Raw genomic sequence first — 23613 nt, 5'->3', positions numbered from 1 at the left:
TTGCCTCCGCCTGAATGTATAGGGCGGTTGGTGGTAACGCGGGGAAGTGAAACATCTCAGTACCCGTAGGAAGAGAAAACAAGAGTGATTCCGTGAGTAGTGGTGAGCGAAAGCGGATGAGGCTAAACCGGGCGTGTGTGATAGCCGGCAGGCGTTGCATGTCCGGGGTCGTGGGACCCTCTTGGAGTGGCTGCCGCTGCTTCGAGGAGTGATAAATCCTTCTGATAGTTGAAGCCTCTGGGAAGGGGCGCCGTAGACCGTGAGAGCCGGGTAGACGAAATCGGATGGACTCCTTGAGGGGATCCCAAGTAGCACGGGGCTCGAGAAATCCTGTGTGAATCTGCCAGGACCACCTGGTAAGCCTAAATACTCCCTGGTGACCGATAGTGCACGAGTACCGTGAGGGAAAGGTGAAAAGTGCCCCGGTGAGGGGTCGTGAAATAGTACCTGAAACCGTGTGCCTACAAGCCGTAGGAGCTTACAGAAGCTTGCTTCTGTGTGATGTGACTGCGTGCCTTTTGAAGAATGAGCCTGCGAGTTATGGTGTGTGGCGAGGTTAACCCGTGTGGGGGAGCCGTAGCGAAAGCGAGTCTGAATAGGGCGTTGAGTCGCATGCTGTAGACCCGAAGCGGAGTGATCTACGCATGGGCAGGTTGAAGCTCAGGTAAGACTGGGTGGAGGACCGAACCCACCAGGGTTGAAAACCTGGGGGATGATCTGTGTGTAGGGGTGAAAGGCCAATCAAACTCCGTGATAGCTGGTTCTCCCCGAAATGCATTTAGGTGCAGCGTCGCGTGTTTCTTGCCGGAGGTAGAGCACTGGATGGCCGATGGGCCCGACAAGGTTACTGACGTCAGCCAAACTCCGAATGCCGGTAAGTGAGAGCGTGGCAGTGAGACTGCGGGCGATAAGGTTCGTAGTCGAGAGGGAAACAGCCCAGATCACCGACTAAGGCCCCTAAGCGTGTGCTAAGTGGGAAAGGATGTGGAGTCGCAGAGACAACCAGGAGGTTGGCTTAGAAGCAGCCACCCTTGAAAGAGTGCGTAATAGCTCACTGGTCAAGTGATTCTGCGCCGACAATGTAGCGGGGCTCAAGTACACCGCCGAAGTCGTGGCACTGACAGCCAAGTGTTGTTGGTGGGTAGGGGAGCGTCGTGCAGCCGGTGAAGCAGCAGAGTGATCTAGTTGTGGAGGCTGTGCGAGTGAGAATGCAGGCATGAGTAGCGAATCGAGGGTGAGAAACCCTCGCGCCGGATGACCAAGGGTTCCTGGGGCAGGCTAATCCGCCCAGGGTAAGTCGGGACCTAAGGCGAGGCCGACAGGCGTAGTCGATGGACAACGGGTTGATATTCCCGTACCCGCTTCAACGCGCCCATATCGAACCTCGTGATGCTAAGAGTCCTTAGCTCGCTCGGGCCTTCGGGCTTGGGGTCAGAGTGAACGCTCGATCCGATCGGGTAGTAGGTAAGCGATGGGGTGACGCAGGAAGGTAGTCCAGCCCAGGCGATGGTTGTCCTGGGGTAAGCATGTAGGGAGTGAGGTAGGCAAATCCGCCTCGCATATATCCTGAGATGTGATGCCGAGCCGATTGTGGTGAAGTGGATGATCCTATGCTGCCGAGAAAAGCCTCTAGCGAGTGTTGTGGCGGCCCGTACCCTAAACCGACTCAGGTGGTCAGGTAGAGAATACTAAGGCGATCGGGTGAACTGTGGTTAAGGAACTCGGCAAATTGCCCCCGTAACTTCGGGAGAAGGGGGACCTCTGCTGGTGATGGGTTTTGCACTCGGAGCTGGTGGGGGTCGCAGTGGCCAGGGGGAAGCGACTGTTTACTAAAAACACAGGTCCGTGCGAAGTCGTAAGACGATGTATACGGACTGACGCCTGCCCGGTGCCGGAACGTTAAGGGGACCGCTTAGTCAGCTTCGGCTGGCGAAGGTGAGAACTTAAGCGCCGGTAAACGGCGGTGGTAACTATAACCATCCTAAGGTAGCGAAATTCCTTGTCGGGTAAGTTCCGACCTGCACGAATGGCGTAACGACTTCCCCGCTGTCTCAACCGCAGACCCGGTGAAATTGCAGTACGAGTAAAGATGCTCGTTTCGCGCAGCAGGACGGAAAGACCCCGGGACCTTCACTACAGCTTGACATTGGTGTTTGGAACGGCTTGTGTAGGATAGGTGGGAGACTGGGAAGCTCGGACGCTAGTTCGGGTGGAGTCATTGGTGAAATACCACTCTGGTCGTTTTGGATGTCTAACTCTGGTCCGTGATCCGGATCGGGGACAGTGTCTGGTGGGTAGTTTAACTGGGGCGGTTGCCTCCCAAAGGGTAACGGAGGCGCCCAAAGGTTCCCTCAGCCTGGTTGGCAATCAGGTGTTGAGTGTAAGTGCACAAGGGAGCTTGACTGTGAGACTGACGGGTCGAGCAGGAGCGAAAGCTGGGACTAGTGATCCGGCATCGGCGTGTGGAAGCGGTGTCGCTCAACGGCTAAAAGGTACCCCGGGGATAACAGGCTGATCTTCCCCAAGAGTCCATATCGACGGGATGGTTTGGCACCTCGATGTCGGCTCGTCGCATCCTGGGGCTGGAGTAGGTCCCAAGGGTTGGGCTGTTCGCCCATTAAAGCGGTACGCGAGCTGGGTTTAGAACGTCGCGAGACAGTTCGGTCCCTATCCGCTGCGCGCGCAGGAGACTTGAAAGGGGCTGTCCCTAGTACGAGAGGACCGGGACGGACGAACCTCTGGTGTGCCAGTTGTACCGCCAGGTGCACGGCTGGTTGGCTACGTTCGGGAGGGATAACCGCTGAAAGCATCTAAGCGGGAAGCTTGCCTTGAGATGAGGTCTCCCACCCTGTGAGGGGGTAAGGCTCCCGGTAGACGACCGGGTTGATAGGCCGGAGGTGGAAGCGCGGTAACGTGTGGAGCTGACCGGTACTAATAGGCCGAGGACTTGACCACAAAGCAGACTTTTCTAAGTTGTTGCTCGCGTCCATTATGTGATTCTGAGACAGCAAGCGGCTGTTTCGTAGGGTTACGGCGGTTATGGCGGGAAGGAAACACCCGGTTACATTCCGAACCCGGAAGTTAAGCTTCTCTGCGCCGATGGTACTGCACTCGGGAGGGTGTGGGAGAGTAGGTCGCCGCCGGACAATCTTTGAGGGGGTTCGACGCCTTGTGCGTCGGACCCCCTTTTTTTGTGTTGTGCCGACGGGCGTGGAGCAGCCGTGAGGCGCGGTCCCTCACACGGCCGGCGATCGCCCTTGCGCTCGCTGGCCATTTCGGCTTCCGAGCCCAGATTTCTCTAACTGTGCGGTTCCACTAACGGCGGGACTGTGCGCTGTTTCGCAATTCGATTGCCTTCATTAAGAAATGCAGGGCATCCACCATTCAGGCTGCAGAGTTGCAACCTCGGCGAATCCCCGGTCACTGGATCAAGATTGCCGCGAGGCGTGGTGACATAGCGAGCACCCTCGCTGACCGTGCGTTTGTGGTCCCGCCGATATATGGCTTGCGTCCGGGCTCATGGACGTACCAGGGCTTGCTAGGCTGGAAGGAACCGGGCCACCCCACGGGTGGCCTTCGTCGCGTAAGGCCCTGGAGGCGGCGACTAGCCACGGTGGACCGTCGTTGTGAGTCCGCTGGGTGAGCCAACGAAATGGACAGAAGTGAACAGAGATAACGGATCGGACGGCGGACAGCGCGGGCGCGGCGACTATGGGGACAGGCGCTCCAGCGGAGGCGGCAGGAGCGGCTCCAGCGGGCGAGACTCCGGCGGCGACCGTCCGTTCCGTTCCGACGACAGGTCGCGCTCCTACGGTCGTGGAGACAGGACGCCGCAGCGCGACGAAGGCTATAGGGACGATCGCGGTCCGCGCCGTGAGGGTGAGGAGCGTCGTCCGTTCCGGGATCGGGATGATCGCGGTCCCCGTCGCGAGGGCGGCTTCCGTGAGGACCGAGGCCCACGCCGGGAAGGCGGCTTCGGCGACCGTCGTGAGGGCGGCTTCCGCGGCGATCGCGGCCCGCGCCGTGAGGGCGGGTTCCGTGACGACCGGGGCCCGCGTCGCGAGGGCGACGATCGTGGTCCGCGTCGTGAGGGTGGGTTCCGTGACGATCGCGGGCCGCGCCGTGAGGGTGGATTCCGTGAGGACCGAGGCCCGCGCCGCGAGGGCGGCTTCGGCGACCGTCGTGAGGGCGGGTTCCGTGACGATCGCGGCCCGCGTCGCGAGGGCGGGTTCCGTGACGACCGGGGCCCGCGTCGTGAGGGTGGGTTCCGTGACGATCGCGGGCCGCGCCGTGAGGGTGGATTCCGTGAGGACCGAGGCCCGCGCCGCGAGGGCGGCTTCGGCGACAGCCGCGGCCCTCGACGCGAGGGTGATGATCGAGGACCCCGGGGTGACGATCGTCGTACCTACCGGGATCGTGACGATCGTGGTCCCCGTCGTGAGGGTGAGGAGCGTCGTCCCTTCCGGGATCGGGATGATCGCGGTCCCCGTCGCGAGGGCGGTTTCGGCGACCGGCGTGAAGGCAGGTACGGGGACCGTCGTGAGGGCGGATTCCGTGATGACCGAGGCCCGCGCCGGGAAGGCGGCTTCGGCGACCGTCGTGAGGGCGGGTTCCGCGGCGATCGCGGCCCGCGTCGTGAGGGTGACGATCGTGGTCCGCGTCGTGAGGGCGGATTCCGCGGCGATCGCGGCCCGCGTCGTGAGGGCGACGATCGTGGCCCGCGCCGTGAGGGCGGGTTCCGCGACGATCGCGGTCCCCGTCGTGAGGGTGAGGAGCGTCGTTCGTTCCGGGATCGGGATGATCGCGGCCCCCGTCGCGAGGGCGGCTACGGTGACCGGCGCGAAGGCGGCTACGGCCCTCGTCGTGAAGGTGGCTCGCGTCCGTTCTCGAGGGACGACGGCGCTCCCCGCCGCGAAGGCGGTTACGGCGACCGTCGTGAGGGCGGGTTCCGTGAGGACCGGGGTCCGCGGCGTGAAGGCGGATTCGGCGGCAGGCGCGAAGGCGACCGCGGCCCGCGTGGTGGCGGCGACCGTGGCTTCGGCCCCCGTCGCGAAGGCTCGCGTCCGTTCTCGCGGGACGACCGCGACGAGCGTCCCGGCTCCGCGGGTACCCGCGCCAGGTACGGCAGGTCCGACCGCGAGGCCGATGCCCCGCAGCGCGAGAAGCTGCCCGAGGTCGCGCCCGACATCACCGCGGACGAGCTCGACAAGGAAGTCCGTGAGGAACTGCGCTCCCTCCCCGGCGACCTCGCCGAGCTGGTGGGCCGGCACCTCGTCGCCGCCGAACGGGCGCTCGAGGACGACGACCCCGACCAGGCGCACGAACACACGAAGGTGGCGCGCAGGTTCGCGGCCAGGATCGGCGTCGTACGGGAGGCCGCGGGCATCGTGGCCTACCGTGCGGGGCACTTCTCCGAGGCGCTGAGCGATCTGCGCGCGGCCAGGAGGATGACGGGCTCTGACGCGTACCTGCCGGTCATGGCCGACTGCGAGCGCGGTCTCGGCCGTCCGGAGCGGGCGCTTGACCTCGTACGTTCGCCAGAGGCAGAGCGCCTCGACCGCGCCGGACGCATCGAGCTGACCATCGTGGAGTCCGGCGCCCGCCGTGACCTGGGCCAGCACGACGCCGCCGTGATCACCCTGCAGCGCCTCCCCGAGCTGCGCGACCCGCAGCCCAGGCCGTGGTCGGCGCGGCTGGCGTTCGCGTATGCGGACGCTCTGGCCGATGCCGGGCACCAGGAGGCGGCCACGGACTGGTTCGGGCGGGCGATGGCGTTCGACGAGGACGGTGAGACGGACGCCGCCGAACGCTACGCCGAGCTGAGCGGGTCCGTCATCGAGGACGTCGAGGAGGACTTCGACTACGAGGACGACTTCGACGACGCCGGCGTGGCCGAGGCAGCTGAGGCGGCCGAGGACGTGGATGACGCTACGGCCCTGGCCGAAGCAGGCGACCTCCTGGCCTCCCCGGAGAACATCTCGGACGAGGCACCCGCCGACCTGCTCGACGGGGAGTCCGCGGAAACGGCCCAGGCCGAGGCACGCGCCGACGTGGTCGATGAGGAGTCCCCGGAAACGGTCCCGGCCGAGGAGGAGCCGCGGGAAGCGGCGCCGACCAGGGTCCTGCCGGCGGACGTTCTGGAAGAGGAGCCACAGGAGGCGGCCTCGGCAGACGCACGGGATGCGGAGTCGCGAGAAGCCGCCCCCGCGGACGCGTCGGATCGCGGTCAGCAGGCTGCCCCGGCCGAAGCGCCCGAGCGGCCCGATCCTGCCGACGCTGACGAGCAGCGGACTGAGCGGCCTGCTCAGGAGGCCCCGAAGCAGGCCGAGGTGCTGAGTATCACTCCGGCATTCATCGAGCCCGACTTCGGCGACACGCTCAACGACGACTCCGACGAACCCGCCTCGGACGTCAAGCGCAAGTCCGACGACTGACCCCACGTCCCCGCCGTACGCGGACCGATACCGTCGCCATCCGACGGCCAATCCGGTCCGCTACGGCGGGGACGGGTCACGGTCCCATCCAATGACGAACGCCCGCACACGGCCCGTCCATCTCGGTGGGCCGGCTGCCCGGCACGCAGATCGTGCCGCGCTCGGTGACCGACGTCGGCCGCTCGACCGCCACGTACATGGCCTCCTGTCCGGCCCGCCGAGTGGTCCCGCACGGCATGATCGTGAGGATCCTGCGCGCGATTGACGGCGAGAGTGCGGCCCGTACGACGCTGAGGAATCCACCTCCCGTCTGGCGGCCCTGGGATCCCATACGCGTCCGACTCTGTGAAGTCCCGCACCCGTCCCACCCGCGAGAATCCAGCAGGTCTTTGACGGCGAGGAGCTTGCATGCGTCTCGCGGTGCGGAGCTGCGCGCGTCCGGGGATGATGAGTCCATAGGCACCTGGCGGTACGGACTTGCACATGGAGTCCCGCAGCATCTGGCGACGAGAACTCCTGCACAGCGTTGACCTGCTGCGACGAGCCTCGTACACGCGTGATCCGGGGTACCTGACGCCACGAGACCGGCGCACGACCCACCGCGCAGCGGCTTTGAGCCCGCTGGGGATGGCCGCTTCGTACGGGCGCTGCCGCCCTGCAACGGCACGACGCCCCCTGACCCGTATGAGCCGAGAACCGCCACACGCACGGCTTCTGAACGGGTTTTGCCGACCAGCCGGTGAAAGCGGGACCAGCCGACCAAAGCGGGCACCAGCCAGCCGGTGAAAGCGGGACCAGCCAGTCGACCAAAGCGGGCACCAGCCAGCTGGCGAACGCGGGCACCAGCCGACCAAAGCGGACACCAGCCAGCCGGTGAAAGCGGGCACCGGCCAGGCGACGGCGGGGGACATCTGCCCACCCCCATAGCCCGGCACCTCCCACCACACGGACTACGGTGAGACCCGGTTGAGCCAGTGGAGGATCCCCGCCACGTTCGACGGAGCACCGCTCAACAGCTCGAGCTGCTCAGCCGCCCCATCCTCCCCACCCGCAGCCTCCAACGCCCGATAGCGATCCTTGGTGCGATCCCTGACCATGGCGACGGCATGGTCCAGATCCATACCCTCAGCATGAGCCTGCCGGGTGAGATCAACCCAGACGCGAAGCTCCTCCGCAGACCGCCCCAAGGTCTCCTGTACGGCATCAACCGGCCCATAGTGGCTGAACAGCAGCCGTTGCGGCCCAAGTGCCTCGAACAATGCGATCGAGTCGAGCGCCGTCTGCAGGTCGAAGTCCGGCGGCGGCGTCGCCGGACGCAGATCGCCTGTCTCGGGAAGGTAGACGCCGGCCGCGTCGCCGACGTACAGGTCACCGGTGGCGGAGTCGATCAGGCCCACGTGGTGTTTCGCGTGCCCAGGGGAGTAGTGGCTGTTCAGCGTACGTCCGTTGCCCAGGTCGATGGCCCCCGTGTCGCCGAGGGCCACGATACGTTCGGCCTCGGTAGGGGACAGTTCGCCAAATAGTGTGTCGAGCTTGTCACCCCACACCATCCGCGCACTGGCCATCAACCGTGACGGATCAGCCAGATGGCGGGCGCCCTTCTCGTGTACGACGATCTGCGCGGACGGGAAGAACCTGGCGATGTCGCCCACGCCACCGGCATGATCCAGATGAATGTGCGTCACCACGACGGTGGCCAGGTCCTCTGGGCCGACGCCGAGCGAGGCCAGCGCGTCGCGCACCACGGGCGCCGAGGTCGAGGTGCCCGTCTCCACGAGGCACGGCCGATCCCCCAAAATCAGGTAGCCGGCCGTGATACCCGTGTATCCAGCCATTTTGGTGTCGATTTCATAGACGTCGCCACCCAACGCGGTGATGTTATCCACAGGAACTCCCGACCCTCCAGCCGCTGTCCCCAGAACGGCGTTCCAGCCGATCCGGCTTCCTCCTCATCGTAGATAGTGATCTCCACCAGAGCACCGATAGGAGGACGACAGTGGATCGAAACGAAGTCCTGCTGGTAGGCCGGCTGTCGGCGGGGGTCGAGGAGCACCCCTTGCCCAGCGGCGACACGGTGGCGAAGTGGCGCATCATCGTGCGCCGCCGCCGCAACCGACGCGGAGCCGCCCTGACCGACAGCATCCCGTGCGTCACCTTCGACCCGGAGGCGGCGGCCACAGTCCGCGGCCTCAAGCCCCGCGACTACATGGAGGTGACCGGGTCTTTCCGCTGCCGCGTCTTCGGCCCGCCCGCAGCCAAGATCTGGCGGTACGAGGTGGAGGTGAGCTCCGCCAAACCGTACGAAGCCGACGTTCCCCTCCCCAGCGACCTTCCGGACAGCCCCACCCGAAGCCCCCACGGAAACCTCGCCGCCCTGATCCCCCGCCAAGTCGTCTACCTCGCCCCAGCAAGCTGACCCACCCGCCGCGTCACCGGGCACAGAGGACCGGCGTGTGCGGAGACCGCCGGAGCCTCGCCCGGCCTTAGGACAGCGCTTCTCGTGGGGTGGCGGACTGGGCGGACACGGAGGACTGGCGTGTGCGGAGACCGCCGGAGCCTCGCCCGGTCTTAGGACAGCGCTTCTCGTGGGGCGGCGGGCTGGCCAGCCGCGGGCGTGGCTTTCCTCGGCCGCGCCACGACGTATGGGCCGATCGAGTGCACGCAACCGGCAACTGAGGTCAGCGGTAGCCAGTGCCTGCGGTCATCACATGCGGTATTTCGGCCAGGAGGTGCTCGCTGGTGGGTGGCTGGGCCGGCCATCTGATCGGGGCCGTCTGCGGGTGGGTGGTCGCGCTGGGTATTGCACCGTTCAGTGAGACCCGTCGCCCGCGGCTGGTTCTCGCAGAGCCACCCGGAGCCGCTGCCCGCACAGCACTTTATGGACGGCGGGGAGGTGCTTGCGCTCGCCGCGCATACGGCGGACGGCAGTGGTCGTGAAGAATCAGGCGCCGCGGTCGGGAGGAGACGGCTGCGTCAGTCGATGGCGAACGTACGGAGGACCAGGCCGGTCCTGGGCTTCGGGCCGAAGGAGGTGGACTTGCGGGGGACTCGTTCACCGCCCGCAGCGACGGCAAGTACATCGTCGACCGCGAGCGGCTTGAGGAGCACCGCGGTGCCGCCGGTGCGAATGGCCAGTCGCACCGCGGCGTCCGTGTCGTGATGGACGATGCGTACGGCCTGCTCGTCGTCGCGCATGCCCCACACCTTGGGCAGGACGAACTCCGTGAGGATGGAGGTGTTGAGGGAGTTCCAGCGGTCGGAATGATCAGGTGGCATGGCGCGGGCGAGCTGCACCGGGTCAGGGTTGGTGAGCAGATGCGTGCCGCCCTCCCCGGCGAGCAGGAAGGCCGGCTCCGCAGCCTCCTTCAGGGCGGCCAGGCCCTGCGCCAAATCGCCGAAGTCGTGAACGCGCCACGCGCCTTTAGCCTTGGCGACCGCCTCGGCAAGCGGGAGTCCGGGGATCACGCGGTGGATGGCCTGCAGATTGGGCGGGTAGGCGGTGGAGTCGACGAGCAGTGCCAGCCCGAAGTCCCACGGCCCGACCACGGGTTGCGGTGTCGAACGGCCGCCGCCGCTGGAGCGCCCAGACCCGGCCTCACGGGGGCCACCGGCGGCACCAGAGACGTCGGTGGCTGAGGGGACCTCAGGGATCGACGGCTTCCCATCCGGGTCGAGGTTCCCGCTGGGGGAAGACGCCTGTGGTTCCGAAGGCATGGCTGGATGAGAGGGCTGAGCCGCTGGCTCGACCGCAAAGGGAGGCGACAGAGCGTCAGACGCGGCGTCGGGTCGAGCCGCTGGGGTGGCGTCGGGCTGCTCTGCTTCTGAAGTGGTGGCTGGATGCGTGGTGGTGGTGGCGAGCGGGTGGGCCTTGAAGACATCCGCCGGCTCTGACTCTGCGGCGCTGGGTGACAGCGCCTTTGGGGGAACGGACGATCCTGCCTCCGGAGCGGTGGGTGACTGGGCCCTTGAGGAGGTGGGTGGTTCTGGTGTCGTGGCGGTGGGGGCTGAGGGCTCGGGCTGGGGGGAGCGGCGGGTGGCGTGCTCCTGGCGTTGGAGTACGCGGTACGTCGCGTACCGGTGGTGGCCGTCGGCGATCAGGGCTTGGCGGTCGTGGAGATCGGCGTTTATCGCGTTGATCTCGGATGTGTCCGTGATGGCCCACAGGCGGTGTGTGAGGCCGTCCTCAGTGTGGGCGGACACGAGAGGGCGCCGTTTGGAGGCCACCTCGTCCACCAGGCGAGTGGCCGTACCGTTGTCGCCGTTGTAGAGGAGGAAGATGGGCTCGAGGTTGGCCTGTGTGGTGCTCATGAGGGCGAGCCGGTCGGTGATGGGGCCCGGCATGACGTCCTCGTGGGGAAGGATGATGCGCTGTCCCGGATCGGCCAGGCCCACGTCGCCGATCAAGCCGCGTTGCAGGACGTTCGGCCCGCTCTGCTCGTACACATAGAGCGCCGGAACGTCGTCCGGCACTAGGACGCCCGTGTCCAGCCAGGCCCTCAGCGTGTTCCGCGCCGTGGCGTAGCGGGTTTCGTGCCCGGCGTCGGACGGTGTGGGAGGAGCGGACTCCTGTTGCTGCATGGCGGCCGGCTCGCCCTGGGTCGAGAGGCGGTGGGGTGCGGTGCTGGGTGTTTGGTTTGGTTCCTGCTGCCGATGGGGGGCTGGTGACTTGCCGGAGGAATCGCCTCGGGGGGAGCGGGGAAGGATGAGTCGGACGACGTTGTTTGGATGGGAGTCCAGGAGTGCGTCCACATCGGCGTCGGAGATCAGGTCGTACGGTGGGGAGGTCACCTTGGCGGGATCTTCGACGGCGAAACGTACCCCTCGGAAGGGTCGCAGCACCAGCCCGTCCGGCATCGGCAGTTCAGGAGTCCCCATACCGGGCATGCTCCCATAAATGCTTGCGCCTTCCGGAAGTCGCCCCATGGTTGCAGCCCGTGCCCGTTCCGCAGCACGGCGAAGCGGGTCGTCGTTCAGCGATGAAGGAGTCCCCACGCATGGCCCACGATGGAAACGTTCAAGACGAGAACCCAGGCGCTCCCGGCGGCGGTGTTTACGATTGGTATCAGCGTGGCGTGAGGTTGCTGAAAGAGGGCAGTCCGGCTGCCGCCGCCGCGTTGCTGGAGCGCGCCGCCGCGGCCGAACCCGAATCGCGCAGCATCCTGGAGGCGCTGGCTCGGGCGCAGTTCAATTCACGGCAGTACGCGGAGGCTGCCGCCAGTTTCCGGCAGATCGTGAATGCTAATCCGGCCGAGGATTATGCCTACTTTGGGTTGGGGCTGGCGCTGTGGCGGACCGGGGATGTGGAGGGGGCCCAGGAGCCCCTGGCCATCGCGGTGGCCATGCGGCCGGATGAGCGGCATTATGTGTCGGCTTTGAAGAGTGTTCGCGCTACCTTGCGAGCTCGTCGCGAAATGTAGTCGGAGGGCGTGGGGCGTCGGTGATCTGCCCTGGTCACTTGTGGTCGTCTTCTTTGGCTGTCTGAACGTGTGTGGGTCTGGGTGTGGGATGCGCGTTGAGCGATGTCTTGCGTCGTTCTGACGAGGTTTGGGTGTTGGGGCGTTTTTGAGCCTGCCTGGTGTGAGTGGGCGGTAGGCGGCGTTCCTGTTGTCGTCGGGGGAACGGGCGGTCGGCAATGGCGTGGCACTGGTCGGCGGTTGGCGATGTCCGTGGGGGCGCCGGTCGCGTCCCATGGGCACGAGGGCGGCGGGGCTTTATGGGGGTTCCGGGTGTGATCGGTGGTTCTGTGCTTGAGGCTCACGGGGGTAAGGGGCTTGTTACGGGCGCTGGGGCGAGGGTTACAGGCCCTGGCTGAGGGTTTGTTGGGTTGGGCGGCGGCGGTTGAGGGCTTGATGGGCTTGGGAGGTGCAGTGAGGGTTTTGGGCTGCGGGGTTTATGGGTCGGTTGGGTGTGGCGGTGTGGGGGGCTCTGGTTGCGAGGCGGGTTGAGGGCTTGTTGCGGACCCTGGGGTGAGGGTTTGTTGGGTTGGGCGACGGCGTTGACTGCTTGATGGGTTGGGGTTGCGGTGAGGGCTTTGGCTGCGGGGTTTGAGGGTTTGTTGGGTTCGCCGGTGTGACGAGGGCTCTGGGTTGCGAAGTGGGTTATGGGTTTGGTGGGGGTGAGTGGGCGTGGGATTGGGCGGTGGGGCCGGGAAATGGTCGGCCTTTGTGTGGATGAGGGTTGAGGCGGCGCTAAAGTCGCACGCGGCGTGAGAGTCAAACGGGGAGAGGCACTGTGCTGATCGACGGCTATGACACCCTGCTGCTCGACCTCGACGGGGTGGTGTACCTGGGCAGCCATGCGGTGCCGGGGGCGCCGGCCGCCTTGGAGGAGGCTCAGCGGCGCGGGGTGCGGTTGGCGTACGTCACCAACAACGCCTCTCGTACGCCTGCTGCCATCGCCACGCACCTGCGCGAGCTCGGGGCGCCGGCCTCGGCTGACGATGTGGTGACTTCGGCTCAGGCGGCTGCGCGGTTGGTTGCTGAAAGGGTGCCGCCTGGGTCGAACGTGCTCGTCGTCGGAGGGTCCGGCTTGCGGCTGGCCGTACGGGATCGGGGGCTTCGGCCGGTTTCTACCGCGGCCGAGTCGCCTGTTGCCGTAGTGCAGGGGATCGCCCCCGGTCTGTCGTATGGGTTGCTGTCCGAAGGGGCGCTGGCGGTGCGGCAGGGGGCGTTGTTCGTGGCCTCCAACGGGGATACCACGATGCCTACCGGGCGAGGGGAGTTGCCGGGGAACGGGGCGATGGTTCGGGTGATCGCAGCGGCTACCGGGGTGGAGCCGGTTTATGCGGGTAAGCCTGATCCGCCGTTGCATCGGGAGTCCATGATTCGTACGGGGGCGCGGCGGCCGCTGGTTGTGGGGGATCGGCTGGACACCGATATCGAGGGCGCGTCCAATGCGGGGGTTGAGAGCCTGCTGGTGCTGACCGGCGTGGCGACGGCTGTCGATGTGCTGACAGCGGGACCGCGTCATCGGCCCACCTATGTCGGTGAGGATCTGCGTACGTTGCTGGAGTCTTATCCCGAGGTGCGAGATGGGGCTTGCGGGGGGTGGCGGGCTCGGTGGCAGGACGGCGTGCTGCGACTCGATGGCGACGGGAGCCGGATTGACGGGCTGCGGGCTGCCTGCGACGCGGCGTGGGCCGTTGCTGGTGAGGGGCGGGTCGAGGAGGACGCCGTGAAGCCCGTGCTGGATCGGTTGGGTTGAGGTTCGCGGGGCTGGGCCACCGTTGAGGGTGCGCCGGTCTGGCTGAAGTGTTGCCGCATAGAGGTCAGACCGGTGAATCCGGTGCAGGTTGCCGGGTGTTTTGCCGCTGCCGCTGCCGCTGCCGCTGCCGCTGCCGCTGCCGCTGCCGCTGCCGCTGCCGCTGCCGCTGCCGCTGCCGTGGTCGTGGTCGCCGCCGTGGTCGTGGTTGCCGTGGTCGTGGTCGCCGCCGTGGTCGTGGTTGCCGTCGTCACGTCGCCGTCGTCACGTCGCCGTCGTCACGTCGCCGTCGTCACGTCGCCGTCGTCACGTCGCCGTCGCCAAGCCGTTGCCTTTGCCGCGTGGCCGTTGCCGTCGTTGCCATAGCCGTCGTTGCTGCTGTGGGACGGGTGGGCCGGTCGGGTTTCTCCGCTGAGTGGTGTTGGCGGGGGTTGAGACGCCGGCGTGGCTGTAGTGGGCCAATGGGCGTCGGCGGCCTGTGCGGCGAATGAAGCCTGCCCTCTGGGTGCTCGTCTGGCATGGGGCTGATGGATGGTGTCTGCCCCGCTGCTGGCCTTGGTGCTGGACGGGCTGGTGCTGGCGATCTGAGGTGCGACGGGCTGGTGGTGGCGGTCTGATTTTTGGCTGCCCGGTGTCAGTGGGTTGGGCGGGAGGCTTGTGTGGTCTCAGCGGTGGGCGGCCCCAGCGAGAGTGGTGCCAGTGTGGCGACCATGTCGATCGTGGTCAGTGGTCGCCAGGTGGACTGCCTCAGCTGGAGGGAGGTCGAGCAGGCGGTGGGGGCGGTGAGTGGTGAGCCGCCCTTGCGGGGCGGCTGGGGAGGATTGGGGGTGTTTGCGGGCCCGAGGGGTAGGGCGGCGAGTTACTGGGTGGGGTGACTGATTGGGTGGGACGGTGGGTCACTTGGTGGGGTGACTGATTGGGTGGTGTGGTGTGGTGGGTTTGTTGGAGTGAGGTGGTGGGCTTGGTGGGTGGGTGGGGTGTCGTTAGAGGAGCCTGCGGAGGCGGAGGAGGTCGCCGAAGCTGGCGTCGACCTTCACTCGTCCTCCCAGGAGCGCGCGAGCGAGGTCCAGTTCCCCGTCCACCAGGGCGATCAGGTCGTCGCTCGCGATCGTGAGCTTGACGTCCGCCGGCTTGCCGTCCGATGGTGGATGTTCGGTGAACGGGTCGAGCCCCCCGTGGTGCAGCCGGCCGTAGAAGATCACATCGAGGTCGGGAACCCGGCAGCTGACCGTCCGCTCGACCACGTGTTTGGCACGATCCTGCTCGTCGATCTCGTCGAACTGGGCGACGAGCTTCACCAGTGCCGCCCGGCACTCCTCGACGCTTGCCATGATGCGCATCCTTTCATTTCCCTTTGCGGACGGTAGCGTTCCACATCAGTAGCACCCCTGTATGAGCTTCAACGCGTGACACGCCTGCCAAGGTCCCGGGCGCTCGCGGGAGGCGTTACCGTCGAGTCATGAGTGAGCTGCCGGAGGAGACCGGCGACGAGCGGGTCGATGCCATCGTGGCCGGTCTGGGCCGTCTTGGCGAGCTGCCGGTGAGCGAGCACGTTCAGGTCTTCGACGAGGCGTTCTCCGGGCTCGAGTCCGTGCTGGCCACCGCAGTGGAAGAGCAGTGAGCCGGCGGATCCGCCTCGACAGCGAGCTGGTACGCCGGGGCCTGGCCAGGTCGCGCGAGCAGGCCGCCCAGCTCATCGAGGCCGGCCGGGTCAGCGTCGCGGGCCAGCCGGCGCGCAAGCCCGCCACCCAGGTCGAGACCGCCTCCGCCATCGTGGTCGCCGAGTCGGAGGACGGGCCCGACTATGTTTCGCGAGGAGCGCACAAACTGCTCGGCGCGCTCGAGGCGTTCGAGAATCTGAGCGTGGAGGGCCGGCGCTGCCTCGACGCGGGCGCCTCCACCGGCGGGTTCACGGACGTGCTGCTGCGCCGCGGCGCCGGCCACGTGCTCGCCGTGGACGTGGGCTACGGCCAGCTGGCGTGGTCGCTGCGTACCGATGAGCGGGTGACGGTGATGGAGCGCGTCAACGTACGCGACCTGACCCCCGAGATGGTCGGCGAGCCGCCCACGCTGGTCGTGGGCGACCTGTCGTTCATCTCGCTGCGGCTGGTGCTGCCCGCGCTGGCCTCGGTCGCCGCGCCGCGGGCCGATTTCGTGATGCTGGTAAAACCGCAGTTCGAGGTGGGCAAGGACCTCGTCGGGGCGGGTGGCGTCGTGCGCGATCCCGAGTTGCGCAGGCGTTCGGTGAGCGATGCCGCCGCCAAGGCCCGGGAGCTGGGGCTGACGGTGCGCGGCGTGACCGCCAGCCCGTTGCCGGGACCATCGGGAAATGTCGAATATCTGCTCTGGCTGGGCAAAGGGGAGGGCGAGCCCGCTGTCGCCGACCTCGAAGCCGAGATCCAGCGTGCCGTCGCGGAAGGGCCGCAATGAACCGGACCGTGCTGGTCGCCGTACACACCGGGCGTGACGCCGCAGTCGAGAGCGCTCGCCTGGTCATCAACCGGCTGGTGGACGCCGGTATCAACGTCAGGGTGCTCGAGTCCGAGTATGCCGAGGTCGGCTGCGGCGGCGTGGAGGCGGTGCCCGGAGACCCGGGCGCGGTCAAGGACGCCGAGGTCATGATCGTGCTCGGTGGAGACGGCACGCTGCTGCGCGCCGCCGAGCTGACCAAGCCGGCGGGCACGCCGCTGCTGGGAGTCAATCTCGGACATGTCGGGTTCCTGGCCGAGGCGGAGGTCGCCGACCTGGCCGAGGCGGTCGACAGCGTCGTGGCGGGCCGCTACGACGTCGAGGAGCGCATGACGATCGACGTTCTCGCCAGGCAGAACGGCCGGGTGATCGCCGACACGTGGGCCCTCAACGAGGTGACCGTGGAGAAGCAGGAGCGCATGCTCGAGGTGGTCGCCGAGATCGACGGCCGCCCCCTGTCGCGGTGGGGGTGCGACGGCGTGATCTGCGCCACCCCGACGGGCTCGACGGCCTATGCTTTCTCAGCGGGCGGACCCGTCGTGTGGCCGGAGGTGGAGGCGCTGCTCATGGTGCCCATCAGCGCGCACGCGCTGTTCGCCAGGCCGTTGGTGGCCTCGCCGCGCTCCACGCTGGCCGTCGAGATCCTGCCCGAGACGCCGGGCGGCGTCCTGTGGTGCGACGGGCGGCGCCGCTTCGAGCTGCCGTCGGGCTCGCGGGTCGAGGTGCGCAGAGGCGCCGAGCCCGTACGCCTGGCGCGGCTGCACGGCGTGGAGAGCAGCGGCGCGCCGTTCACCGACAGGTTGGTCGCCAAGTTCGAGCTTCCTGTGCAGGGCTGGCGCGGAAGGGTGCGACCCTGAGTCAATGGAGGCGGGACCGCGTAGGATCGCCTGGGCACACGTTGGCACACGTGTTCGGAGATGACGCGGGTGACCATCAGACACGGCAGTGAACGGGAGTGGGCAGTGCGACCAAGGGTCGAGGAGGTCCGCATCCAGGGGCTCGGCGTCATCGACGAGGCCGTTCTCGAGCTTTCGCCAGGCTTCAACGTGGTCACCGGCGAGACCGGCGCGGGCAAGACGATGGTCGTGACCGGGCTCGGGCTGCTGTTCGGCGGCCGGGCCGACCCCTCGCGCATCCGTCCGGGGGCCGATCGGGCGAGCGTCGAGGGCACGCTGGTCATCCAGCCGGGCGGGCGCGTCTCCCAGCAGGTCGAGGACATCGGCGGCGAGGTCGAGGACGGCGAGCTGATCATCTCGCGCACCGTCTCGGCCGAGGGCAGGTCCAGGGCCTGGCTCGGCGGGCGCACGGTGCCCGTCGGCACGCTGACCTACCTCGCCGACGACCTGGTGGCCGTGCACGGGCAGATGGACCAGCAGCGGCTGCTCCAGCCGGCCAGGCAGCGCGCGGCGCTCGACCGCTACGCCGGCAACGAGCTGGTCAAGCCGCTGCGGGCGTACTCGCAGGCGTACAAGCGGCACAAGCAGGTCGGCGCGCTGCTCGAGGAGCTGACCACCAGGGCCAGGGAGCGGGCGCAGGAGGCCGACCGGCTGCGGTTCGGCCTGGAGGAGATCGAGAAGGTCGACCCCAAGCCGGGCGAGGACACCGAGCTGCGGGGCGAGGAGGAGCGGCTCTCGCACGCCGACGCGCTGCGCAGCGCCGCCACCACCGCGCACACCGCGCTGCTCGGCGACCCCATGGAGGCGGCGGGCGGCCCTCACGACGTGATCTCGCTGCTCGGCGAGGCGCGGGCGGCCGTGGAGGCCGTACGCGACTTCGACCCCCAGCTCGCCTCCGTGGCCGACCGGCTGGCCGAGGCCGGCTACCTCATCTCCGACGTGGCCACCGACCTGGCGGCCTACGCGGAGTCGATCGAGGCCGACCCGGCGCGGCTGGCGGCGGTGCAGGAGCGCCGCTCCGTACTGTCCGGACTGATCCGGAAATACGCGGAGGACAGCGCGGGCGTCCTGACCTGGGCGCAGCAGGCGGCCACCCGGCTGGCCGAGCTGGAGGGCGACGACGAGCGCATCGAGGAGCTGACCCGCGAGCACGACGAGCTGACCGCGCGGCTCACCGAGCTGGCCGACGAGCTCACCAGGGTGCGCCAGGGCGCCGCCGAGCGGTTCGGCCAGGCCGTGACCGAGGAGCTGACGGCGCTGGCCATGCCCCATGCCAGGGTCGTGGTGCAGCTCGGCCAGAGCGAGGAGTTCGGCCCCGAGGGCCGCGACGAGGTGGAGCTCCGGATGGCCGCCCACCCCGCCGCGCCGCCGCTGCCGCTCAACAAGGGCGCCTCCGGCGGCGAGCTGAGCCGGGTCATGCTCGCGATCGAGGTGGTGTTCGCGGGGGCGGACCCGGTGCCGACGTTCGTGTTCGACGAGGTGGACGCGGGTGTCGGCGGCAAGGCCGCGGTCGAGATCGGGCGCCGGCTGGCCAGGCTCGCCCGCACCGCGCAGGTGATCGTGGTCACTCACCTGCCGCAGGTCGCCGCGTTCGCCGACCAGCATCTGGTGGTCGAGAAGGCGAGCGACGGCAGCGTCGTGCGCAGCGGCGTGGTCACGCTCGACCACGAGGGCAGGGTACGCGAGCTGTCCCGCATGCTGGCGGGCTTGGAGGACTCCGAATTGGGCAGAGCCCACGCAGAAGAACTCCTGGGACTCGCTGCGGCAGACAGGTGATCCTGGGTGACATAGCGGACACGCCGCGTCATGCGTGGCCTCTGCGCTGTTTCGCTCTGGCAGGATGGTCTTGATGAAGGTTCCGGGAAGCAAGATGCCGGGCCTCCGCGGCCGGAAGGTTGGAGACCTTCCAGGTGTAACGGCAGTGGCGAGAATCGACCGGCGGACCAAGAGGCTGACAAAGCGCCTCCAACCCGGGGAAATTGCGATTATCGACCACGTTGACGTTGACCGGGTCAGCGCGGAGGCGCTCGTCGCATGCGGTGCCGCGGCGGTGGTGAACGTCGCCAGCGGCATCAGCGGCCGCTACCCCAACCTGGGGCCCCAGATTCTGCTCGAAGCGGGCGTGCCGTTCATCGACAACGCCAATCAGGAGTTGTTCGAACGCATCAAGGACGGCGACGTCGTACGCGTCAGTGACGGCGTGATCTACCTCGACGACGACATCGTCGGCAAGGGCAGCGAACAGACCGTCGAGGCCGTCGAGTCGGCCATGGCCGAGGCCCGCGCCGGGCTCGCCGTGCAGATCGAGGCCTTCGCCGTCAACACCATGGAGTACGTCCGCGGTGAGGGCAAGCTGCTCATCGACGGAGTGGGCGTACCGGAGATCCGCACCCCCATGGAGGGCCGGCATGTCCTCATCGTGGTGCGCGGATATCACTACAAGGAAGACATCGCCACTCTCCGCCCCTACATCCGCGAATACCGTCCCGTCCTCGTCGGCGTCGACGGCGGGGCCGACGCGCTCATGGAGGCCGGCTACCTGCCCGACGTGATCGTGGGCGACTTCGACTCCGTCTCCACCAAGGCCCTGACCTGCGGCGCCGAGCTCGTCGTACACGCCTACCGCGACGGCAGGGCGCCGGGCCTGGAGCGCGTCCACCAGCTCGGCCGCGAGGCGGTGATCTTCCCCGCCACCGGCACCAGCGAGGACATCGCGATGCTCCTGGCCGACGACAAGGGCGCCGAGCTGATCGTGGCCGTGGGGACCCACGGCACGCTGGAGGAGTTCCTCGACAAGGGCCGTCCGGGCATGGCCAGCACCTTCCTCACCCGGCTGATCATCGGTAGCAAGCTCATCGACGCCAAGGGCGTGAGCAGGCTCTACCGCAGCCGCATCTCCACCCCGCAACTGCTCCTGCTCGTGATCACGGCGCTGATCACGATGAGCGTCGCACTCTTCCTCTCACCGATCGGCCAGACCTGGCTGAACGGTCTGCAAGATGCCTGGAACGCCTTCATCTTCTGGCTGGTCGGACTCTTCTCGTGATCGATTTTCGCTATCACCTCGTCTCCATCGTCGCGATCTTCCTGGCGCTCGCGGTGGGCATCGTGCTGGGCACCACGCTGCTGCAGGAGCCCGCGGTCAAGTCGGCGCAGGAGGTGGCCGCCCAGCTCACCAAGTCGAAGGAGGAGCTGCGGACGCAGCTCGACGCGCTGCAGGGCCGCGAGTCCGGCAACGACGCGCTCATCACCGCCCTGACGCCGGAGCTGGTGGCGGGTGCTCTGACGGGCCAGCGGGTGCTCCTCGTCGAGACGCCCGGCTCCAGCACCACTGTTCGCGAGGCCGCGCAGCAGGTGCTCACGCAGGCGGGCGCGGAGGTCTCCGGGCGGGCCTCGCTGACGGAGAAGTTCTTCGACCCCAAGGGCGTCGGCGTGCTGGACGGCCTGGTCAACCAGTTCAAGCCGGCCAACATGATCTTCCCGGCCACGGCCACCTCCTGGGACCGGGCCGCCATGCTGCTGTCGGCCGCCTTCGTCACCCCCGACCAGGCGCAGGCCAACACCCCCAACCCCGCCACCGCCGACGTCGTCAGCTCCTTCGAGACGGGCGGGCTGCTCACCACCGACGGCGACCCGGTCAAGCGGGCCACGCTCGCCGTCATGCTCGCGCCGGAGAAGCCGTACGAGGGCGAGAACGCCGAGGTCCAGGCGGGCGCGCTCGTCTCCGTGGCCGGCGCGCTCGACCTGGCGGGCAAGGGCACCGTGCTGGCCGGGACCATCGCGACGCCCGCCGCGCCCGGCGACTCGATCGCCGCCCTGCGAGACGACGGCGAGGTGTCCAAGCGGGTCAGCTCGGTCGATACCGCCGACATGCCCGCGGGCCGGGTCACGATCGTCTACTCTCTCCGGGAGCAGCTGAACGGGCGCGCCGGCCAGTACGGCATCGGCAAGGGCGCCTCGGCGATGCTGCCCACGGTGACGACCGCCACTCCGTCCCCCACCACCCAGTCAGGGAGCTGACATGCCTGCAGCCCGGGCCCATGGCCTCCTCTACGCGCTCGCCGGTGCCGCGATCGGCGCCGCCGCCGCCCGCGTCGCGTACGCCGCGTTCACCCGCAACAGGCCGGCCGACCTGAGCGGCCGCTGGACGCGCAAGAACCACCGCGGCGAGCCCATCACGCTGCTCGAGGGCCCCGCGTTCGTGGCGGGGGCGAGCACGGCGGCCGCGCTCACGCCCGGTCTGCCGGGGCGGTTGCGCCTGGCCGCGCTCGTCGCGGGCGCGGGCAGCGGCGCGCTCGGCGCCTACGACGACCTGTACGGCACCACGTCCTCCAAGGGCTTCAAGGGCCACCTGACCGCGCTCGCCCGGGGCGAGGTCACCAGCGGCGCCGTCAAGATCCTCGGCATCGGCGCCACCGGGCTCGGCGCCGCCGCCCTCGTCTCGCGGGGACCGGTCGACACCCTGGTCAACGGCGCCGCCATCGCCGGCGCCGCCAACCTCGCCAACCTCTTCGACCTGCGCCCCGGCCGGGCCATCAAGGTGGGCCTGCTGACCGGCGGGCCCCTGCTGGCCGCGTCCCTCTTCCGCGGCTCGCCCGCCGCCGCTGCGCTGGCCGCCGTGCCGCTGGGGGCCGCCGCGGCGCTGCTGCCGGACGACCTGGGTGAGCGCGCCATGCTCGGAGACGCCGGGGCCAACTCCCTGGGCGCCCTGCTCGGGCTCGCCGCCGTCACCAAGCTGGGCCGTCCGGGCCGCTACGTCCTGCTGGGCACCGTGGTGGCGCTGACCGCCGCCGCGGAGAAGGTCAGCTTCACCAAGGTCATCGCCGGCAACCCCGTGCTCAACCGCCTCGACATGCTCGGCCGCCGTCCGGTCGACCCTGTGTGACCGCTCGTTTGTCGGTACGACCTGCCAGGATGTTCTGCGTCGGCACGATCGGGTGCGGGGCTGGGGAGGCCGGGTGGCAGTGGTGACGGCGCGCGGGGTCGCGGGTGGCGCCATGCTCATCGGGGCCATCACCGTGCTGGCCCGCGTCGCCGGGTTCGCCAAGCAGTACGCCTTCGCTCAGACGGTGGGGACCGACTGCCTCTCGACCGCCTACATGACGGCCAACCAGATCCCCAACATCGTGTTCGAGGTGGTCGTCGGCGGAGCGCTGGCCGGGATGGTCGTCCCGGTGCTCGCCGCCCGGGCCTCGGACGACGACCGGGAGACCGGCGAGCGGGTGGGCTGGATCAGCTCGGCGCTGCTGACGTGGGTGGTCGTGGTGCTCGTCCCGCTGGCCGTGCTCACCGCGGTGTTCGCCGGGCCGGTCATCGGGCTGTTCTTCGGCTCGGGCCTTGAAGGGTGCGACACCGGTGCGGTGACGGCGCTCGCCACCCGGATGCTGGTCGTCTTCGCGCCTCAAATCCCCCTTTACGGGGTCGCCGTCGTGCTCTACGGCGTGCTGCAGGCGCACAAGCGCTTCACCGGTCCGGCGGTCGCGCCGCTCGTGTCCAGCATCGTGGTCATCGTGGCCTACCTGCTGTTCGTGCCGCTCAGCGGCGGCCACAGCGACCTCGAGGGGCTGCCGGGCCCGGCCGAGCTGGCGCTGTCGCTGGGGACCAGCCTGGGGGTGCTGTCCCTGGTGCTGGCCGTGATCGGGCCCACGGCCCGGCTGGGGCTGAGGTGGCGGCCCACCCTGCGGTTCCCCGACGGGGTGGCCGGGCAGGTGCGCCGGCTCGCCTTCGCCGGGATCGCCGCGCTCCTCGCCCAGCAGGCCGCCACGATCGTGGTGCTGGTGCTGTCGAACAACGCGATCGGCAACGGCGCCATCGCCGTCTACAACTACGCGTGGGCGATCTACCTGGTGCCGTACGCGGTGCTGGCCGTGCCCATCGCCACCAGCGCGTTCCCCCGGCTGTCGGCGCAGGCCGGCGAGCCGCAGGCGTTCGCCGAGCTGGCGGCGCGCACCACGCGGGCCGTGGTGCTGGTGTCCGGGCTGGCCGCCGGGGTGCTGGCCGCCGCCTCGGGGCCGGGCGCCGTGGTCTTTCTCGGGATCAAGACCGTCGTGTCGCCGGCGGAGCTGGCCATCGCCATCGCGCTGTTCGCGCCGGGACTGGTCGGGTATGGGCTGATCGCGCACCTGAGCCGGGTCCTCTACGCGGCCGGCCGTGGCCGGGCTGTGGCCACCGGGACCGTGACGGCGTGGGTGGTGGCGACGGTCGCGCAGGCGGTCTTCGCGCTGGTGATGCCTGTGGGCTGGAAGATCGGTGGTCTGGCGCTCGGCATGAGCGTCGGCATGAGCGTGGGTGGGGCGCTGCTTCTCGGCTCCGTGGTCCGTGCGCGGGGGAGCGCGGTGGTGGCGGGCCTGCCCCGGGCGGCGGCAGCGGCGGCTGGGGGCGGTTTGCTGGGGTACCTGGCAGGGGCCGGCGTGGTGGAGGTGGTCGGGGCGAGCGGCATCTGGCCCAACGTGGGGGTTACGGTCCTGGCCGCCGTCGTGGCGCTGGCGGTGGGGGGCGTGGTGGTGGCCTTGGTCGATCGGGCCGACGCCGACGCCGTGGTTGGGCTGCTGCGCCGGGGTGGGCCGGGTTGAGCAGGCCAGGTTGGGGTGGGCGGGGCTGAGCGGGCCCGGGTG

General features: G+C 68.5%; 17 protein-coding genes, 2 rRNA genes and 1 pseudogene (1 of these 20 running past the window's edge). 15 read left to right on the top strand and 5 right to left on the bottom strand.

What is annotated here, in order from left to right:
- Nucleotides 1–2955, top strand: a 23S ribosomal RNA gene (locus tag HD596_RS53090); it begins 148 nt to the left of the window's first position.
- Nucleotides 2956–3029: 74 nt separating this feature from the next.
- Nucleotides 3030–3146 (top strand): 5S ribosomal RNA (gene rrf, locus HD596_RS53085).
- A 282-nt stretch (nucleotides 3147–3428) separates the two neighbouring features.
- Here the strand turns inward: rrf and HD596_RS64420 are convergent.
- Entirely contained in the window at nucleotides 3429–5321 is a 1893-nt protein-coding gene (locus HD596_RS64420; protein ID WP_281398980.1) for a hypothetical protein, read from the bottom strand.
- On the opposite strand from HD596_RS64420, the gene HD596_RS53080 reads away from it, so the two are divergent.
- Complete coding sequence (locus tag HD596_RS53080) at nucleotides 5259–6434, top strand: hypothetical protein (protein ID WP_313046930.1); 1176 nt, start codon at nucleotides 5259–5261, stop codon at nucleotides 6432–6434. The two genes, HD596_RS64420 and HD596_RS53080, sit on opposite strands and share 63 nt — an antisense overlap.
- Nucleotides 6435–7384: 950 nt before the next feature.
- On the opposite strand, the gene HD596_RS53075 is transcribed toward HD596_RS53080, so the two are convergent.
- Nucleotides 7385–8320, bottom strand: coding sequence for an MBL fold metallo-hydrolase (locus HD596_RS53075; protein ID WP_185077030.1), 936 nt, complete (start codon nucleotides 8318–8320; stop codon nucleotides 7385–7387).
- A gap of 110 nt (nucleotides 8321–8430) precedes the next feature.
- Here HD596_RS53075 and HD596_RS53070 point away from each other — a divergent pair, with 110 nt between their 5' ends.
- On the top strand, nucleotides 8431–8850 hold the full coding sequence (locus tag HD596_RS53070; protein WP_185077029.1) for a single-stranded DNA-binding protein: 420 nt from the start codon (nucleotides 8431–8433) through the stop codon (nucleotides 8848–8850).
- 557 nt (nucleotides 8851–9407) lie between these two features.
- On the opposite strand, the gene HD596_RS53065 is transcribed toward HD596_RS53070, so the two are convergent.
- Both HD596_RS53065 and HD596_RS63200 read right to left on the bottom strand, forming a co-directional pair.
- Nucleotides 9408–9980 carry a DUF1015 domain-containing protein gene (locus tag HD596_RS53065; RefSeq protein WP_221521420.1) on the bottom strand — a complete coding sequence of 191 codons (573 nt, stop codon included), beginning with the start codon at nucleotides 9978–9980 and terminating at the stop codon, nucleotides 9408–9410.
- 546 nt (nucleotides 9981–10526) lie between these two features.
- Nucleotides 10527–11288 (bottom strand): annotated as a pseudogene (locus HD596_RS63200) (DUF1015 domain-containing protein); the annotation flags it as partial.
- Nucleotides 11289–11428: 140 nt separating this feature from the next.
- Here HD596_RS63200 and HD596_RS53050 point away from each other — a divergent pair.
- The 3 genes from HD596_RS53050 to HD596_RS53040 all read left to right on the top strand — a co-directional run bounded on the left by HD596_RS53050 (nucleotide 11429) and on the right by HD596_RS53040 (nucleotide 14000).
- Complete coding sequence (locus HD596_RS53050; RefSeq protein ID WP_185077028.1) at nucleotides 11429–11851, top strand: tetratricopeptide repeat protein; 423 nt, start codon at nucleotides 11429–11431, stop codon at nucleotides 11849–11851.
- An 814-nt stretch (nucleotides 11852–12665) separates the two neighbouring features.
- Entirely contained in the window at nucleotides 12666–13637 is a 972-nt protein-coding gene (locus tag HD596_RS53045) for an HAD-IIA family hydrolase (RefSeq protein ID WP_185077027.1), read from the top strand.
- A 72-nt stretch (nucleotides 13638–13709) separates the two neighbouring features.
- Nucleotides 13710–14000, top strand: a complete 291-nt coding sequence (locus HD596_RS53040) for a hypothetical protein (protein WP_185077026.1) — start codon at nucleotides 13710–13712, stop codon at nucleotides 13998–14000.
- A gap of 617 nt (nucleotides 14001–14617) precedes the next feature.
- Here the strand turns inward: HD596_RS53040 and HD596_RS53035 are convergent.
- Nucleotides 14618–14965: an SCP2 sterol-binding domain-containing protein gene (locus tag HD596_RS53035; RefSeq protein ID WP_185077025.1), complete on the bottom strand. Its 348-nt coding sequence runs from the start codon at nucleotides 14963–14965 to the stop codon at nucleotides 14618–14620.
- A 128-nt stretch (nucleotides 14966–15093) separates the two neighbouring features.
- On the opposite strand from HD596_RS53035, the gene HD596_RS53030 reads away from it, so the two are divergent.
- The 8 genes from HD596_RS53030 (at nucleotide 15094) to murJ (ending at nucleotide 23571) form a co-directional block, all read left to right on the top strand.
- Nucleotides 15094–15255: a hypothetical protein gene (locus HD596_RS53030; protein WP_185077024.1), complete on the top strand. Its 162-nt coding sequence runs from the start codon at nucleotides 15094–15096 to the stop codon at nucleotides 15253–15255.
- On the top strand, nucleotides 15252–16064 hold the full coding sequence (locus HD596_RS53025; RefSeq protein WP_185077023.1) for a TlyA family RNA methyltransferase: 813 nt from the start codon (nucleotides 15252–15254) through the stop codon (nucleotides 16062–16064). The genes HD596_RS53030 and HD596_RS53025 overlap by 4 nt, the downstream gene beginning before the upstream one ends.
- Entirely contained in the window at nucleotides 16061–16960 is a 900-nt protein-coding gene (locus HD596_RS53020; RefSeq protein ID WP_185077022.1) for an NAD kinase, read from the top strand. The genes HD596_RS53025 and HD596_RS53020 overlap by 4 nt, the downstream gene beginning before the upstream one ends.
- 60 nt (nucleotides 16961–17020) lie before the next feature.
- Nucleotides 17021–18775, top strand: a complete 1755-nt coding sequence (recN, locus tag HD596_RS53015; protein ID WP_185077021.1) for a DNA repair protein RecN — start codon at nucleotides 17021–17023, stop codon at nucleotides 18773–18775.
- 73 nt (nucleotides 18776–18848) lie between these two features.
- A complete protein-coding gene (gene steA / locus HD596_RS53010) occupies nucleotides 18849–20045 on the top strand; it encodes a putative cytokinetic ring protein SteA (protein WP_185077020.1) in 1197 nt (398 codons plus the stop codon).
- Nucleotides 20042–21019, top strand: coding sequence for a copper transporter (locus HD596_RS53005; protein ID WP_185077019.1), 978 nt, complete (start codon nucleotides 20042–20044; stop codon nucleotides 21017–21019). Before steA ends, HD596_RS53005 begins: the two co-directional genes overlap by 4 nt.
- 1 nt (nucleotide 21020) lies before the next feature.
- Nucleotides 21021–21884, top strand: a complete 864-nt coding sequence (locus tag HD596_RS53000) for a hypothetical protein (RefSeq protein WP_185077018.1) — start codon at nucleotides 21021–21023, stop codon at nucleotides 21882–21884.
- A 73-nt stretch (nucleotides 21885–21957) separates the two neighbouring features.
- Nucleotides 21958–23571 carry a murein biosynthesis integral membrane protein MurJ gene (gene murJ / locus HD596_RS52995; protein ID WP_185077017.1) on the top strand — a complete coding sequence of 538 codons (1614 nt, stop codon included), beginning with the start codon at nucleotides 21958–21960 and terminating at the stop codon, nucleotides 23569–23571.
- The last annotated feature ends 42 nt before the right edge of the window (nucleotides 23572–23613 follow it).

This window comes from Nonomuraea jabiensis (assembly GCF_014204795.1).
GTDB lineage: Bacteria > Actinomycetota > Actinomycetes > Streptosporangiales > Streptosporangiaceae > Nonomuraea > Nonomuraea jabiensis.
This window is presented reverse-complemented; position numbering and strand designations above follow the sequence as displayed.

Excerpts from the sequence above, each read along its gene's own strand:
- steA (WP_185077020.1), top strand. The coding sequence starts at position 18,849 with ATGAAGGTTCCGGGAAGCAAGATGCCGGGCCTCCGCGGCCGGAAGGTT.
- HD596_RS53000 (WP_185077018.1), top strand. The coding sequence starts at position 21,021 with ATGCCTGCAGCCCGGGCCCATGGCCTCCTCTACGCGCTCGCCGGTGCC.
- HD596_RS53030 (WP_185077024.1), top strand. The coding sequence starts at position 15,094 with ATGAGTGAGCTGCCGGAGGAGACCGGCGACGAGCGGGTCGATGCCATC.
- recN (WP_185077021.1), top strand. The coding sequence starts at position 17,021 with ATGACGCGGGTGACCATCAGACACGGCAGTGAACGGGAGTGGGCAGTG.
- HD596_RS53020 (WP_185077022.1), top strand. The coding sequence starts at position 16,061 with ATGAACCGGACCGTGCTGGTCGCCGTACACACCGGGCGTGACGCCGCA.
- HD596_RS53035 (WP_185077025.1), bottom strand. The coding sequence starts at position 14,965 with ATGGCAAGCGTCGAGGAGTGCCGGGCGGCACTGGTGAAGCTCGTCGCC.
- HD596_RS53050 (WP_185077028.1), top strand. The coding sequence starts at position 11,429 with ATGGCCCACGATGGAAACGTTCAAGACGAGAACCCAGGCGCTCCCGGC.